At 71.5% G+C, this 15957-nt stretch carries 11 protein-coding genes and 3 pseudogenes; 1 reads left to right on the top strand and 13 read right to left on the bottom strand.

The features are described from left to right. Nucleotides 1–466: 466 nt before the first annotated feature. Entirely contained in the window at nucleotides 467–2482 is a 2016-nt protein-coding gene (locus OHA30_RS04385) for an NB-ARC domain-containing protein (RefSeq protein WP_328912465.1), read from the top strand. Nucleotides 2483–2526: 44 nt separating this feature from the next. Here OHA30_RS04385 and OHA30_RS33905 read toward each other — a convergent pair. The 13 genes and pseudogenes from OHA30_RS33905 to OHA30_RS04325 all read right to left on the bottom strand — a co-directional run. After that, a pseudogene (locus OHA30_RS33905) lies at nucleotides 2527–2826 on the bottom strand (transposase); the annotation flags it as partial. Nucleotides 2827–2928: 102 nt separating this feature from the next. Next, nucleotides 2929–3513, bottom strand: coding sequence for a DinB family protein (locus OHA30_RS04380; protein WP_328912464.1), 585 nt, complete (start codon nucleotides 3511–3513; stop codon nucleotides 2929–2931). Nucleotides 3514–3654: 141 nt separating this feature from the next. Further along, complete coding sequence (locus OHA30_RS04375) at nucleotides 3655–5403, bottom strand: hypothetical protein (RefSeq protein WP_328912463.1); 1749 nt, start codon at nucleotides 5401–5403, stop codon at nucleotides 3655–3657. Between the two features lie 353 nt (nucleotides 5404–5756). Beyond that, entirely contained in the window at nucleotides 5757–6647 is an 891-nt protein-coding gene (locus OHA30_RS04370; protein ID WP_328917719.1) for a DNA cytosine methyltransferase, read from the bottom strand. A 121-nt stretch (nucleotides 6648–6768) separates the two neighbouring features. Beyond that, nucleotides 6769–6951: pseudogene (locus OHA30_RS04365) on the bottom strand (DNA cytosine methyltransferase); the annotation flags it as partial. 1 nt (nucleotide 6952) lies between these two features. Beyond that, entirely contained in the window at nucleotides 6953–8155 is a 1203-nt protein-coding gene (locus tag OHA30_RS04360; protein WP_328912462.1) for a hypothetical protein, read from the bottom strand. Then, nucleotides 8152–9309, bottom strand: a complete 1158-nt coding sequence (locus tag OHA30_RS04355; RefSeq protein WP_328912461.1) for a DnaB-like helicase N-terminal domain-containing protein — start codon at nucleotides 9307–9309, stop codon at nucleotides 8152–8154. The genes OHA30_RS04360 and OHA30_RS04355 overlap by 4 nt, the downstream gene beginning before the upstream one ends. Nucleotides 9310–9311: 2 nt before the next feature. Beyond that, nucleotides 9312–9536 (bottom strand): hypothetical protein, encoded by a 225-nt coding sequence (locus OHA30_RS04350; protein WP_328912460.1) that lies wholly within the window; start codon nucleotides 9534–9536, stop codon nucleotides 9312–9314. Then, a pseudogene (locus OHA30_RS04345) lies at nucleotides 9533–11321 on the bottom strand (type IV secretory system conjugative DNA transfer family protein). Before OHA30_RS04345 ends, OHA30_RS04350 begins: the two are co-directional and overlap by 4 nt. A gap of 75 nt (nucleotides 11322–11396) precedes the next feature. Continuing rightward, a complete protein-coding gene (locus tag OHA30_RS04340; RefSeq protein WP_328912459.1) occupies nucleotides 11397–11927 on the bottom strand; it encodes a hypothetical protein in 531 nt (176 codons plus the stop codon). A gap of 119 nt (nucleotides 11928–12046) precedes the next feature. After that, complete coding sequence (locus OHA30_RS04335) at nucleotides 12047–13279, bottom strand: ATP-grasp domain-containing protein (protein WP_328912458.1); 1233 nt, start codon at nucleotides 13277–13279, stop codon at nucleotides 12047–12049. Between the two features lie 77 nt (nucleotides 13280–13356). Further along, nucleotides 13357–14631: an MFS transporter gene (locus tag OHA30_RS04330; protein ID WP_328912457.1), complete on the bottom strand. Its 1275-nt coding sequence runs from the start codon at nucleotides 14629–14631 to the stop codon at nucleotides 13357–13359. 6 nt (nucleotides 14632–14637) lie between these two features. Next, on the bottom strand, nucleotides 14638–15900 hold the full coding sequence (locus OHA30_RS04325) for a hypothetical protein (protein WP_328912456.1): 1263 nt from the start codon (nucleotides 15898–15900) through the stop codon (nucleotides 14638–14640). Between the last annotated feature and the right edge of the window lie 57 nt (nucleotides 15901–15957).

The raw sequence follows: 15957 nt of genomic DNA, 5'->3' as shown, positions 1-15957 counted from the left end.
AAGGCGGTAGTAGGCCGCGTACTGTCTGTTCCGGGCGGGCTTCCGCGCTTCCTTTCCGGACCGGTCGTGGGCGGATGACCACTTCACGCTCTACGGTGGACCTCGACATGACGGTGTGTCGGCTGACGAAGGATCCCTTGGAAGTCGACTCGGCGGGGCGGGTGACGAGGCAGCTCGTGGATTGGGTGAGGCGGAGCCTTGCGGTGCGGCTCGGTCGTTCGAGCGGGTGTGTCGGCATCGCGTCACGGGACTCCGGCATCACAGAAGCTTCGGGGGATGGCGGATCGGTGTGAGCAGAAACGGGAGTGGTGATCGGCCGGTGACGTCGGTCAGTAACGATTTGTCGGGGGTCGTCAACGGCCCGGTCGTGCAGACGGGGTCCGTGCTGGGCGACATCCACTTCCACGTGACGTCCCCGGCCGAGCCGGATTTGAGACGGCGGCCGGATCAAATGCCGCCGCGCACCGTGAGGTTTATCAACCGAACGTACGAACTCATCGAACTGGACCAGCTGTTCGGTCCTGCTGACGCCGCCGCCGAGACAGTGCGCCTCGGGACGTTGAGCGGGCTGCCGGGCGTCGGCAAGACCGCCGTGGTCTCACGGTGGGCGCAGACGGCCAAAGACCGGGGCTTCTTCCCGGACGGGCAGTTGTACGTCGACTACGCGGCGCTTCGCCACCGGGCCGGAAGCGACGTGTCGGAGGCGCTGGGGATCTGTCTGCGGGAGCTGGGGGTGGGCGAGAGTAATCTGCCGGCCTCGCTGGAGGAGCGGACCGCTCTGTATCGGCGGCATACCGCCGGGCGTCGGCTCCTGGTGGTGCTGGACGGAGTCAGCAAGGCAGTACAGGTCAGACCGCTGCTGCCCAAAGGATGCGGCAGTGTGGTGCTGGCCACCAGCCACCGCCGGCTGGGCGATCTTGTGGCTGTCGACGGTGCCCGACCGGTACCGGTGGAGCCGTTGGACGACGACGGCGCCCTGCGGCTGCTCGCGGACCGGTGCGGTGCGGAAGTCATTGATGGCGATCCGGCTTCCGCACGAAGGCTGGTGGACCTGTGCGGTGGGTTGCCGGTGGCCCTGCACCTGGTGGCCGCCCGGTTGCAGCTCCGGCGGCGGCTCACCCTTTCCGTACTCGCCGACGAACTGGCGGACGAGTCCCGCAGGCTGGCCGGCATGTTAGAAGGGGAACACTCTGTGTCCGCAGTCCTTTCGCTGGTCTACGGCGACATGCCAACGGATGAGGCCCGCTTCTTCCGGTTGCTCGGATGGCTGCCCGTCCGGGTCTTCGACGCCGCGACGGCCGCGGTCGCGGGCGATCTCGACCTCGCGGCTGCGGAACGCCTCCTGGAGCGTCTCCTCGATGCGAGCGTCCTGGAAGAGTTGCCGGACGGCCGCTTCCGTATGCACGACCTGGTCCGGCTGTACGCCAGGGAGCGCGCCGAGGCAGAGGAACCACCGGCCGAGGAACGCGCCCTGGTGGAGCGGGTCATCGGCCGCTACCTCCTGCTGACCGCGCTCGCCGACCGCGCGGTGCGCGAGGACCGGCTGCGGGTCGCTGACCTGTCCGCCCTGCTGTCGGGGGCACGGGACCCCTTCCGCGCGGTCGGCGGACCGCGTCCGCTTGATTGGCTGGAGGCGGAACGCGCCGGAATCCTCGCCGTGCTGAGAGCAGCGGCCCGCGGTGGGCTTCATACACCGGCGTGGCAGCTGGCGGAGGCATTCACTGTGCTGTTCCTGCACCGCAGGCACTTGGGCGACTGGATGGAGTCGCTGGAACTGGGTTCCCGGGCGGCAGAACACTCCTCGGAACCGGCAGCCGAAGCGAGGCTGCGCAGTCTGCTGTCCCGGCCGCTGATGGACCTCGGAGAGTACGAGCGCGCACGGGAAGAGCTGGACCGCGCGCTCGCCTGTGCGAAGGCCGCAGGTCCCGAGCACACTGATGTCGCCGCGTCCGTGCAGGAGTTCGACGGGCGCTACTGGGACCGTTTCGACCCTGCCAAGGCCGTAAGCGCCTACGAGCGGTCACTTGAACTCAACGCCGTGGCGGAGCTGCCGCGTGGCGAGGCCATCGCCGCGTATTTCCTCGGATGCGCGCAGGACGCGCGAGGCGATCACGTGTCCGCCCTGGTCACCCTCCGCGACGCGCACAGGCGTCTGCTGCGACTGGCCAAGGGGCCCGACTGGAGGATGGCGGCCCGGGCGCGCGCCGCTATGGGGGCCGCGTACGACCATGCGGGAGAAACCTCCGCGGCGGTCCGCCACCTGACCCTGGCCGCCCAGGCGCTCCAGAAGCGGGACGGCAGCCACTACGAGGCCCAGACGCGCGTCGTGCTCGCCGACCTCATCGAGCGGACCGGCGGCTCGCCCGAGCACGTACGGGAACACCTCGCCCGCGCTCTCGCCATCTACGACAGCGGCGGCAGCCCGAAGGCGGACGAACTGCGAGCCCGTCTGAACCGCCTCCGCACAACCGGAGAAGACTAAGAGGGCGTCTCACGTGGCAAGTTTCGCGAGCTTCCTGTAGCAGGTCAGGGCAGCGGCCAGGCCGAACGGAGGCCGCGTCGACGATCGCCGAGGTCCGGTCCACCTCGCCCCGGGCCCCGCGTTCGTCCAGCACCGCCCGATGCAGCCGACGCCACAGGGTCGGCCTCGGTCCGTACCGTGAAGCGGCGGTGCGCGGTGGCGGAGGACGTGCCGAACGTCGGCGGCAGATGCCTCCGGGCACAGCCGCTGGTCAGTACGTGCACCACCGCGGTGAACACGGCCCGCTCGTCACGCGGAGCGGTCCCGCCACCTTGCGGTCGAGCCGCGAACGACGGCAGTAACGGGGCGACTTGCTCCCCTGGTCATCGGGAACCAGACGCTTCGACAGATCAGCGCTCACGGCCGGCATCATGCCGCTCGAACATCACATCATGTGGGACAGCTTTCTATGCCTTGACTGATGCGGCCGATCTGGCGGCCTGCTCGATCTTCGCGCAATAGGCGGTGCGGGCGTCCTCGTCGATCTGCATCTCATGTTCGGGGCGCATCCCGGTTCGGCCGTCGATGCCTTCGCGCAGGATGTCGGCGTGCCCGGCATGCCGGTTGGTCTCGCCGAGGACGTGAACCAGGACGGCGAACAGGTTTGTGCTGGCATAAGGCTCCGGCCACCACGGCACGTGGCCGGCGGCATCGAGGGCAAGCTCGTCGATCGTCGCGTCTGAGTGTTCCCACGTGCGCCGGTAGAACTCGATGATCTGTTCGCGTGCCTCGTCCTCAACCGCCCATAGATCGCTGCCGTCGTGGTCCTGCCAGCGGGGCAGCGGTTCCGGGGAGGGCCGGTCGAAGACCTCGCCGAAGTACCTGGCCTCGACGCTGGCCACGTGTTTGACCAGGCCGAGGAGGTTGGTCCCGGTCACGGTCAAAGGTCGGCGGGCGTCGTACTCGGACAGGCCGTCGAGTTTCCAGATCAGCGCCATGCGGTCCCGCCGCAGTCTGCCGTGCAGGCTGGTCTTCGCGAATTCATCGATCATGCGGCATGAGCCTGCCATGGGCTACTCGTGGCCTCAAGATCCCGTACACGGACCGCAACGACCGGCAGAGCCGAAGCCCGGCCATGGCCACCGCCCTGAGCTACTCAAGAAGCTCGCGGAACTTGCCACGTGAGACAACCTCTAAACCGATGACGTCCGATGAGGCCCGCGTCCCGGAAGCAGGCGGAGTACGGCGTCCGCAAGCCGGCCGGGCCCGGTGCGCAGAGTCAGCGTGGTGTCCAGCGGGAGGTTCGCGCGCAGGCACGCGTAGACCAGCGCCGCGGCCAGTCCGGTGTCCAGATCCGGATCGGTGAAGGCCACTTCCACGACGCGCCCGTCCCGTACTCCCACGCAGTGGCCGCCGCCGGTCATCGCGGTTGATGCCAGCAGGCTGCCGGGGTAGCGCCGGAGCGCGGACTCGATCCACGCCGCCGCGCTTGTGGTGGTGGGCGCGGGACGGGACCGCAGCAGTACGGAGGAGTTCTCCCGTACCCGGATGTCCCGCTCGTCGTCGGTGGCGGCCTGGTGGACGTACCGGCCGGGCGGCTCCTCCTGGAAGTCGTCCCCGGTGTTCCGGATGTCGTCTTCGGCGTGGACAACGGCGGGACGCCGGTCGGTGGTGATCACCACGCCGTCGTCGTCTTCCGTCACCGTGGCAGCAACGAGCCATGACGTCACCCGGACGGAAGGCTGGTCCGGGGCGGGCAGGGAGAGCACGGGCGGCGGGGACCGGTCGGGCTCGGACAGGCGCAGGAGGTCGTAGAGCACGGTCCGTAGCAGGCCGGAGGCTTCCCCGCGGTGTGCGAAGGCACCGGCGACGACGTCCGAGAACCGGTCGGGGGCATGCGTTGCCAGGACCGATTCGATCTGGTGCCGCACGTCACCGCCCGGTTCGAGATGCGGTGCCGTGCTGCCCAGTCGGGCGATGGCCGTGCCGGGCACGGCGTCACTTCCGAAGGCGCCGAGCAGCACAGGCTTGCCGAGCGCCGCACCGTACAGGGTCACCGAACCGTGGTCGCCGATCACCAGGTCGGCCGCCACCAGCGCGGGCCGCCAGATGTGCACCGGTGGGATCAGCAGCAGCCCGGCGTCCAGCGCGTCGGCCAGCAGCGTACGGATCTGCCAGGCGCCGTGGCCGGCCCATACGTTGGGGTGGATGATGGCGGCAACCTGGTACTCGTCGTAGGGCAGTGACGCCAGCAACTGTGCCGGGAGGCCGGGGTGCCGGCCGAGCAGTGACGTCGGTCCCCATGTGGAGCTGAGGACGACGAGCCGTCGGCCAGGGGTGACGCCCAGCCCGATGCGGTAGTCCGCTGCCCGGTCTGTGCTCGTCGACAGTTCGTCGAGAACGGGGTCGCCGACCACCGCGGTTCGGCCTGCGGCCTTGGGACGGGCCGCGATCAACTGCTCCTCTTGAGCGGGGTGCGAGACCGCGAGCAACACCCGGCCCGACTCCAGGAGCGAGTCGGGCACCACACCGGACAAGCGGGTCCCGGCCGTACGGGAATCGGGCACCATCTTCTGGAAGCCCACACCGTGCGGCAGCACCAGCACGGGCCAGTCGCCCCGCGGCACGTCGATGTTCTCGCTGGCCGATATCAGGAGGGCCGGGTCGGCATCGGTCATCCTGGGCCAGGGGATGGTCCGGCAGCCCGCGTCTTTGAGCAGGTCGAGCACCCCGGTACTGAACGCGGAGGTCGCGTCGTAGGCGAACACCGTGCTGATCCGCCCGTCACCTCGTACGAGCGCGGGAAGCGTCTCCAGCATCCGTACGGTCGAGGTGACGGTACGCGCGGCGACCACGAGAGTCCGCTCGCTGCGGAACGTACGCCACCGCTCGGCCTCCTGGCCGACGGGAACACGGAGCGGTCTGCACGGGCTAGTGTCCACGGCTACCTTGCATGCCTACCGGTGTGCCCACGGAGGTAATACCGCGGTAACTCGCGGCTCGCGGCTCGCGGCTCGCGGCTCGCGGCTCGCGGCTCGCGGCTCGCGGCTCGCGGCTCGCGGCTCGCGGCTCGCGGCTCGCGGCTCGCGGCTCGCGGCTCGCGGCTCGCGGCTCGCGGCTCGCGGCATTGTGGTGTTAGCGGATGTCACGTCGCGCTTCAACCCTTTCAACGTGATCGACGGCATTGCCACGGTACCGCCCTGCGCCCAGGCAGAGGCGGCACGGCAGGCACTGGGTAGCGCGGTATACCCTGTTCCGCTCTCTCGGGCTGCTTCGGATTCCTGGACCGGTGGAGTCAGCGATCGCGGCAGCCACAGCGCCGGTGAAACGGCGGTGCGAGCAACTGAAGCGCTCGGGCGGCTTGTTGGGGGATGACGCCGTTGCCGAGTGCGGTGAGCTGGGCCGGTCGGCCGAGGCCTGGGGTGTCGGCGACCCAGCCCGCGGGGAGCCCTTGCATCCATTCGACGAAGTCAGCGCGCAGGCGTCCGGCCGCGTCGGTGGGTGGTGGTGCGGGGCGGGTGAGGGTCTCCCATCGGGTGATGGCGGCGGCGTACGGTCCCCATCGCCTTTCGCTTCCCCCTCCGATGGGTCCTCCGCCCACAGCGGCAGGACCGCCGCCGACAGCCGCGGCCGCCGGCTCTTGCCCGGACGCTTTCCCGGGGCGCCGGTGTTGCTCGCCCTGGGGGTGGGCCGCAGCGAGGCCGCCGCGCTCGGCAGGGTCAGGTCGCCGTTGCCGTGGCGCTGGTTCGGTGAGCCCTTGATTCCGTCCGATGCCTTCGGGGTGGGCAGCAGCCACTCGATCTCGTCGGCTAGGTTCGGTCCGTGGCCGCCGCTCTTCCGCTTGACCGGGTGCTGGGAGCCGCCGTTGGAGCCGATGTTGCTCGTCGGCGTTTTGAGGAGGGTCGTCGGCGGGCCAGGCGGTGAGGAAGGTCCGTTCGCGGCGGTGGGGTGCTCCGATGTCGGAGGCGCGTAGCACGAGCCAGCGTGCGTCGTACCGGAGGTCGGCCAGGGAGCCGAGTACGGCGCCAAGTGCCCGCAGAGGAGGCTGGGCTGGGTCGTCTCCCAGACACCACGGGCAGGGTTCCACGTCGCCAGGGGTACCGGCGCTCGCGGTGAGGAGTCCTCGGACATTTTCGATCACCACCAGGCAGGGGCGGAGGGCTTCGACCGCGCGGGCGACGTGCAGCCACAGCCCCGAGCGGGTGTTCGCGTTGAGTCCGGCGCGGCGGCCGGCGACGGAGACGTCTTTGACACGGGAAGCCCGCGGTCAGCACGCAGATGCGCGGTACGTCGGACCAGTCGATGGTGGTGATGTCGCCGAGGTTGGGTACGCCGGGCCAGTGGCGGGCCAGGATCCGTGAGGCGTCGGGGCTGGTCTCGGCGTGCCAGGCCACGGTGCCGCCGAGTACGGCCTGTACGCCGAGGTCGAGTCCGCCGTAGCCCGAGCAGAGGCTGCCGATCGCGGGCCCGGTGGCTGATGGGGGCGGCATGTTATCGGCCCTTCGCGGCGGTGGGTGCCACGGTGGAGGGGGCCGGGGCGGGCGGGGTTGCGGGCATCGGGGCGCTTTGTCCGAAGAGGGAGGCGTGGGGCGAGCGGGCGGTGGCCTGTGCGTGGGTGGGGGACGGTGCCAGGCGGCCTGCTGCCGTGCGGAGATCGTCGGCTGCGGCTTCGAGGATCTCGTCGGCTGCCTCGCAGCAGCCGGTGATGATCTCGTTGGCCTGTCGGCGGGAGTGGTCAAGGCCCGACGGGTTGTCGCGGTGGGCGGGGTGGGTGGTGAAGTTGAAGTACGCGATCTCGGCTTGCGCGCGTCCGAGTTCGGTCATGGCCTCGCTCAGCGGGGGGAGGACGGCGCTGTATGCCTCGACGGTCTTCTTCCCGTCGCCGTCGAACCCCCCTTCGGTCAGACGGTGTTTGACCTGGTCGCTGACCGAAAGGGTGATCGCGGCCAGGGTATGGACGTAAAAGGACACCTCGCTCACAGACGGGATAGCGGGATCACGGTCCAGGGCGCGCAGTTGGAAGTTGAGCCGGTCGATCTGATTGGCCGTGTCGTACAGGGCCAGGGCCTCGGTGATGCTGGTCATGGTGCGTTCCTCGGGGAGTTGGTGGTGAGTGGGGCGCCCCTGGGACGGGTGACGGGTGTCCGGACGGGGCTGGCTCGCGGATGGCCGGTGCATCAGCGCTTGTGCCCCGGGTTCGGCGGTAGCGGCGTGTTGGAGCTGGCGGGGGATATGGCGGCGCGGCCTATGGCGGTGGTGCCCGCCTGGCGGCTGCGGGCGTGGGCGGCGCGCAGGAGTTGTCCGCCGGCGGGGTTCGGTGTGCGTCAGGTGCCGCAGGTAGCCGCTGGCCTCGGTGAGGTTGGCGCGGGCGGTGGTGAGCGCGGCGGCGATCCGGGTGCGGGCGAAGGCGGTGTCCGCGTCGGGGTTGCCGTACCGGTCGGCGGCGCCGACGGCGTGGCACAGCTCTGTTGCGGTGGCCGCGTGGGAGGACCGGTCGGCGGGTGAGCAGGTGGCCAGCGCGTAGTGGGCGTCGTGGATCTTGGAACCGAGGCGCGCGGCGAGGTCAACGACGGTGGTCATGCGCTCGGACAGGTGGTGCTGGACGGGGTCCTGGGCGCTGAAGGAGTGCAGCACGGTGCCGAACTCAACGGCGAGCGCGTCAAGTTCGGCGTCCGGATGGTGCGGCTGGTTCATGTGTGGCTCCGGTAGGACGGCCGTACCGGCGGCACGGCAGAGGGAGTGGCGGGCGCCCCGGGCGCTGAGGCGGGCGGGGTACTGCGGGCGCGAGCGGCACGGACTTGCGCGGGAGGCGGCCCGGCGGCGGGTTCGCCGTAGACCGGGGGCGGTCCGGGCGGGTGGGTTCCGGTGGTCCGGCGCTGCCGGACACCGTCGAGAACACCGAGGGCGGCCAGGGCCTGGTTGATGAGCTGGCCGGGCGCCAGTGCGTCGGTTGCGGCCAGGTCGCGGATGGTGCGGGCGGTGGCGGCGGCAGTCCGCAGCAGCGCGGAACGGGTCACCTGCTCGCCGAGCCACTGCGCGCTGCCGGGTCCGACGCCGTCGCAGATCGCGGTGATCTGCTCGCCGGTCACCGTGCCGTCGGCCAACAGGCCGCGCCGCTGGGCCTCCCACAGCAGGGTCAGCCGGTCGATGGGTTCGCCGCGGTGGTGCAGCGCGCTCAGACAGCGGTAGAGCTGGCGATGGGCGGGGCCGGTGAAGTCCTGGGGCCGTAGCCAGCCGACGACTTCGTCCATGCCGGACGGCCGCTCGGTCAGAGCCGCCAAGAGCAGCCGCTCCTCGTCCGCGACCATCTCGGCCTCGGCCGGGGCCGGACTCGCGGGAGCGAGGAGCGGCGCCGGGCCGGCGGGGCGGGGTTCGGTGCCCCAGCGCCGGGCGAGGTCCTCCAGCACAGCGGCCAGTACGTCCGCGTGGTGGAGGGTGGTGCCGACTTCGCCGCGCACCGCGTCGGCTCGGGCGGTCTGGTGGAGGCGTACGGCGTGCTCGGTCACCGTGCGGTGGATCGCGCCTTCCAGCACCATCCGCCCGTAGACCGGGGCGTGTTCGGGGCGGGGGCAGGCCGAGACCAGCGTGTGCGCGTACACGACCGTCATACCGGGCGAGTGCCGGGCGGCTTCGGCGACCGCGTCGTTCACCCACGACAGCGGGACGGTTCCCGTGGCGGTCCGGGCGGGGTGGCCGGCGGTGCGGAGTTTGCGCAGCGCGGTGAACAGCGCCTGGTGGGAGGGCCGGTAGAAGTGTTCCGGGTCCAGCCAGTCGAGCTGGTCGAGTCGGCCGGGGTCGAGGAGTACGGCCCCGAGTACCGCCTGCTCGGCGGCCAGCAGCGGCTTCACGGCTACCGCCCGGACCCGGGGGTGGGCGGTGTGTTCGGCGCGGCCCGCAGGTCGGCAACGGCGCGGTCGGCGGCTGCCATCGCTGTGGCGAGACGGTCCAGTTCGGCGGCGAACGCCGGGTCGGTGGCGGGTATGGAGCCGGCGTCGCTGACCAGCCACCACCGGCCGCCATGTCGGACGATCGGCGACGTTGCGAGCCTTCCGGTTCGCGGCGGCCGGGCGCTCACGACGCCGCCTCGAAGTCGTCACGGACCAGGGTTTTGGCGATGGCCCGCTTCGTGATGGCGGACGTGGCGGCGGCCGAGGCGGGGCTGATGGCCTTGGCGGAGGGTTCCTTGTACCAGGGCTTGAGGTCGAGCATCGCGGCCCGGATTCCGGTGGCGAACAGCAGCGCTTTGCCCTTGGGCAGCGCGCGGATCGCGTCAGGGGGCAGGATCCGCTCGGTGCGCATGCTGACGGAGGTCGACTTGCCGGACTCGGAGGTGGAGACCGAGGTGGTCTGTACGTCGTGGTCGCCGATCATCCGGGAGAGCCGGTCGGCGAAGTCGGCGTCGTCGATACCCGATCCGATGACCTTGACAGTGGCGGCGGACCACAGGGCGTCCATCCCGGCCTCGCCCCAGCACTTCTGCCCCTGCCGGTAGGACTGCAGGATCGTCATCGGGATGACGCCCCGGCTGCCCAGGTGGGAGTAGAGGTCGGGGAGGTCGGAGATTTTGCAGACGTTGGCGGCTTCGTCCAGGACGCACAGCGCGGGCGGGTCGAGGCGTCCGCCGGAGCGTTCGGCGACGACGACGGCCGCGCGCATGACCGCGTCGGCGGCAGCGGCGATGATCGCCGAGGCGGAGCCGCCGCCGTCCTTGCTGAGCAGGTACAGGGTGTCGCGGGAGGTGGCGAAAGCCGTCGGTCGGAACTGCGGCAGGTGTTTGGCCGGGGTGACCCAGGCGGCGACGTCGGGGTCGAGGAGGCAACTGGCGTACTGGCGTGCGGTCTCGTAGATGCCGTCCCGTGTTTCGGTCGCTCCGGAGACGGTGCCCTGGAGCTGGGCGGCGACCGCGTCGTGGCCGGCATCGGTGAGCAGGTCGACCGGGGTGCGGTCGGCGGGGGCGGCGAGCCAGGCCAGGACGTCGGTGATCGGGCGCCGGTGGGAGGCGGCGGCCAGGAACAGCGCGCCGAGGGTGTTGGACGCGGCGGTGGACCAGAAGTCGGAGCCGTTCGATTCGTCCACCGAGGCGGCGACGAAGTGCCCGGCCAGGCGTTTGGCTCCGGCCAGGTCGCGGGCGTCGGCCAGAATGTCCCACCACATCTGCCTGGGGTGGTGGGCGATCTGCTGCGGGTCCAGCGTCCAGACCGTACCCACATCGGCGCGGGCGCCGACCGTGGTGGTGAAGGCGTCGTTCGCGGCCTTGTTGCTGGTGAGCAGGACCGGTCCGGGGGCGGCGAGGATCGCGGGGATCGCCAGACCGGACGTTTTCCCGGAGCGGGGGGCCATGATGGCGACGATCACGTCTTCCCAGGAGGCCCGGATCTCGGTCCGGCCCTGGGACAGGGTGCCGAGGAGGATGCCGCGGTCAGCGGGCGCGACGTCTTTTGTACTCCCGGCCATTCAGGCTCGGCCGCAGGCTGCGGGCCTTGGCGGTGATCTCCTTGCCCAGCAGCGGGGCGAGATCCTTCTTGCGTGCCAGGCCGGTCTTCGCGCCGCCGCGTATGCGCAGCCACCACGCGATGCCGGTCACGGCCAGGCTCGCGGTGAGCAGGCCGGGGATGATCCGGGCCCCGGTCAGCAGGGCGACCGGGCTCAGGGAAGGCCACAGCACGTCGGGGTGGAGCAGGGCGACGGTGGCCCGGAACGGCGCCCAACGGCCCGAGCCGACAAGGGCGTTGGTGAGGTTGCCGGTGATCCAGGCCAGGGAGCCGAAGGCGAGGGCGGCGCCGAGGACGCCGAACAGGAGGACCAGGAGTGCGTCGGTGCCGGTGGTGGTCGAGGGCGCGCGGGTACGCGGGGTGGGCATGGCGGAGTCCAGGAGTGTGAGGTGGCCGGGCGGGTGGCGGGGCGGCGGGTTCTTCTGCAGGTCACGGCGGGGTTCCTATCGGGTGCGGCGGATCAGCGTGGGGGCGGCCGTTGGTGATGAGGGCGACGCCGCGGGCGCGGGGGCTGTGGGCCGGTGGGTGCCGGTGGCGGGGGATGGGCGGGTGGCCGCCGCGTGCTGCAGGCGGCGGGCTTCGGCGAGGCTGGGGGGAAGGACGACGTCGTCGTAGAGGTCGGGATCGATGTTCACGCTGAAGCCCGACAGGGCCAGGGATTCGGCGACCTTGCTGGCGCGGATCTTCTGTTCGGGCCAGGACAGGTCCGCGACCAGTTCGTGGGCGTCGATGATGCCCGGGTGCCAGATCCGGGCGAAGCCGTACGACTGCAGGAGCTGCCGTGCGCTTTCGGGTATGCCGGTGCGGGTGTCGGCCCAGATACTGCGGTCGCGCCAGAGGAAGATCTCGACGTCCACATCGAAGTCATCGGCACGGTTGAGGTGTGCTGCGCGAGTGATCGTGTTCTCCTGACCGGTGTTGTGGGCTATGGCCGCACCGGTGGCGTCGCCGATGCTCGGATAGGACTTGGGCACGAGGGCTCCTTCGGGTGGGGGCCGGGCGGGGAGCACATGGTGGTGCGCGCCCCACTGCCGGGCGGGATGGGACGTGGGAATCCGGGCTGGTCTGACGGCGGGTACTGCCGTCACGGGGGTCATGCGGACACCGTCAGGGTCAAGCCCTCCGCCACAGCTCCCAGCCGCTCGTGGGCGGCTCCGGGGCTGTCGGCGGTGATGATGGCGAAGCCGACGCGGGCGGTGTCGAGGTTGCCGTGCGGGGGCAGGGCGACCCGGTCGCCGGCTTCGCGCAGCCAGGTGACCTGGTGCAGCCAAGGGTGCCGAGGGCCGGGCTGGAGCGGGAGCGCGCGGGCGGTGAGGGTGCCGGTGGCCGGGGGATACAGGATCTTGATCGCGGCAGTTTGGTGTGCTGTCTCGGTCAGGGAGGGAACGTTGCCGCAGGCGATGTCGGCGGCGATGCGGGGCAGCTCCAGGCCGGTGGCGAGGCGGACGAGTGTGCCGATGAGGTCGCCGCCGATACGGGAGTTGACCTCGATGATCCGGGGGCCGGAGGCGGTAAGCCGCATCTCGACGTGCTGCACGCCGTCGGTGATGCCCAGCGCCCGTACGGCCTGGGCGGCGATGGGCGCGACGCGGGGCAGGAGCGGGTCGCCCGCGGTGACGGTGTGGCCGGTCTCCTCGAAGTACGGGGCGAAGCCGACCTCCTTGCGGGTGACGGCGACTGCCGTGGTCATGCCGCGGAAGGTGACGCACTCGACCGATATCTCGGGGCCGTCCAGGTACTCCTCGACCAGGACTCCGTGGCCCTCCGGCCCCTGCTCACCGGCTCCGGCGGCGGCGAACTCCCAGGCTGCGGGCAGCTCTTCGGGCTTGTCGACGCGGATGACGCCGATGCTGGCCGCGTGCGAGGCGGGCTTGAGGACGACGGGGAAGCCGGTGCGGGACGCGGCGGCCGTGGCCTGGTCGAGGGTGTCGACGCGGGTGGACGTCGCGGAGGGCACGTGGTGCTCGGCGAACAGGTGGCGGCCGGCGGCCTTGTTGCGGGCTGCGTTCATCGACTCGACGCTGTTGCCGGGCAGGCCGAGGCGGACGGCGAGGTTCGCGGCCGGGACGAGGGCGTATTCGTCCCAGGTGACGACTCCGGCAATCGCGTGCCGCTCGCCCAGCGCCAGGCCGGCGGCCACGATGGCGCCCGGGTCGTGGGTGTCGGCGACCTCGTGGTCGACGACCAGGTGCTGCTGCCAGGTCGGCGGCTTGGTGTCGATCAGCGCGATGTCGTACGCGGCGGCGACCTGCTCGGCGCAGTAGCCGCGGTACACCGGGTCGGTTCCGCCGACGACGATGAGCAGCGGGCGGGCGGTTCGGGGCATGGGAAAGCCTCCAGGCGGCGGAAGTCGGACGGAGAAGAAGGGGCACGGTGCTGCGAGCGGGGGCGGGACGACGGTGGTCACGGCGCGTCCACCGTCGTGTCGGCTCCGGCGCGGTGCAGCGCGACGATCCGCGGGGGTGGGTCGCAGTCGGCTCGGTGACGTCGTAGGCCGCTGAAGCCCGCGGCGAGCACCACGCCCTGCAGAACGGCGCAGGCCAGCAGCAGGTGCGGAAGACCGGCGGCGGGTACGGCCGCGACCAGGGCTCCGGCCACCGGCAGAGGCAGCAGCACCAGGATGATCGTGACCGCGAGCGTCGAGCCGAACGCGGTGGCGGGGATGAGCCGGGCCCGCAGGGTACGGAGCACTACGGTGAGCGCGCCTTCGGCCGCCATCAGGACCGCGACGGCGGCGGTGTAGGCGGCGAAGCCGGGGGCCAGGGCAACGCCGAGGCAGGCCGCGGTGGACACGGCGGCGGCCACGGCACCGACCGGCCACACCGTCCAGCGGTCGATGGCCCGCCGGGTGGCGATCACGGTGAGCAGGGAGGCGACGGCCGCGGCACTCCACACCGCTCCGACATCGGCGGTGGAGTAGTGGAAGCGGTGGATGACGGTGATGGGGGCCGCGGCCTGAAGGACGCCGCTGGCCAGATTCGACGCGGCAAGTCCGCCGACCAGCCAGACCAGCGCCGGGGTACGGCGCAGGGTCCGCCACCCGGTCAGCAGACTGCTCGGCGCACGGTGGCGTTCCGCCGGGGCATCGTCCTCCTGCGTGGCGGCGGCTGCGGTCATCGCCAGCAGCGCGACGACGGCCAGCAGGACGCTGGGTCCGGCGAGCAGCAGCAGTCCGCCCAGCAGCGGGCCTACGAGCGCGGCGCCTTGGTCGATCCCGGTCTGCGCGGCCTGCAGACGGTGCGCCTGGCCGCCCAGGTGGCGGCCGGCCTGCGCGGCGAGGGTCTCCACCGCGACGAAGGAGACCTCCGCCAACAGCCCGGAGACCGCGCCGAACGCCAGAACAACACCTGTTGTCGCCGTTCCCCCGCTGGGCAGGGCCGTCAGTACCCCGGCGGCCAGGGCGACCACGGTGGCGCGGACGAAGTTGGTGCAGCGGAAGACGTGGCCGGCACCGAAGCGGTCGGTCAGTGATCCGGCGAAGGTGAAGGCGCCCAGACGCGGCGTCCACTCCAGCAGGAACGCGATGCCGGTCAAGGCGGTGGAGCCGGTGGTGATCAGCACCAGCAGCGGGATGGCGTAGGTGGCCGTCACGCTGGCCAGGGCATCGGCGGCCCGCATCAGGTAGAGGGGGCGCCAGGCCGTCGGAACGACGACGGCGGAGGACGGCAGCAAACGCATCGCCGGTCACCGGGCTCGGGAGGCGGAGTCTCGCGCCGGACCGACGGTCGGTGCCGCGGCCGGGGCAGCCGGGGAGGCGTTCCGGGCAGCCGATACCTGATCGGCGGCGGGTGACGTGGCCAGCGCCGCACTGCGGGAATCGCGCACCGCAGCCGACCGCGCCGCCGCACGCTCGTGCGCCGGGACGGCGACACGGCGCAACTCCTCATCCGCGCCGACCAGTTCCCCCTGCGCTGCGGTGATGAACTCGCTGGCGAAGCCGAACCCGTCGCCCAACTGGTACGCCTCGTCGTCCAGGTCGGTGATCTGCTCGCCGGCGGCCTCCAGCGCCTCCCGTACCCGTTCCAGGACGCCGTGCTCGGTGTGGAGGAGCGGGGCGAGCGCGTCCGCCAGTTCGGCTCCGCTCTGGGCGCCCCGGATCCGGTTGGTCAGCGCCAGGACCTGGTCACTGAGGGACAGCGCACGCTGCGGGTCGGCGGAAGCGGCGTCGAGTACGGGGTCGAGTTCGACGGTGTACCGGGCGGCACGGAGCATCCGCGCGGCGTGAGAGGCGATGGCCGCCTGCTCCTCGCGGTCCATGGAGGTCGGCAGGCGGTGGCGGGGGCCGTGCCAGTCGTTGGCGAAGGCGAATCCGGCATGGTCGAGAAGGGAGTTGGCCAGGCTGTCGCCACCCCGGGCGACGACACTGCCGCTCCGCTCGGCGGCGATGGTGACGGTGATGGGCACGGAGTTCTCCAAGGCTGGGGCTGCGGTCGTGGGCATGGGCATGGGGGGTGCCGGCAGGTGGCCGAACTCGGTGGCGATGCGGTGGCACTCCTTCTGCAGGCGGAAGGCGTCGCGATACGGGTTGTGAATGCCGCCGTCCTCGCGGGCGAGGGTCGCCACCACGTGCACCTGCCGGGGCTGGTTGCGCAGCGCGATCCACCGGCAGGCGTCTGGATTGCCTCCGGGTGCGACGGTGACCGCCGCCAGGCGTCGGGCGACCTCGGCCCACTGGGCATCGCTCAGGTCGGGGCGCTGGGGGTCGGAGCGGACCGAGCAGACCCACACCGGCCGCTCGGGCGCCCGGGTGCCCAGGTGCTCGACGGGCGCGTCCAAGGCGTGAGCCAGGTAGGGCAGGGCGTCGGCGTGGGTGAGCAGATCGATCGGGGCTCCGTGGCAATCCCCTTCCACCAGGCGGAGGTTGCCCTGGTCGCCGCGCTCGCCCGGCCCGTACAGGTAGGCGAGCAGACCGGCGGTGTTGCTGGCGCGCTGAAGGCGGACGATCACGGCACTGACCTCGAAGGAGAGCGAAGGAACGGGGCCCGTGGTCGGGCTTCCGGGAGA

It is taken from the genome of Streptomyces sp. NBC_00223, from assembly GCF_036199905.1.
In the GTDB taxonomy this organism is placed as follows: Bacteria; Actinomycetota; Actinomycetes; order Streptomycetales; family Streptomycetaceae; genus Actinacidiphila.
Note: the sequence above shows the minus strand (reverse complement) of the source record. Positions and strands in the feature narration are given on the sequence as shown.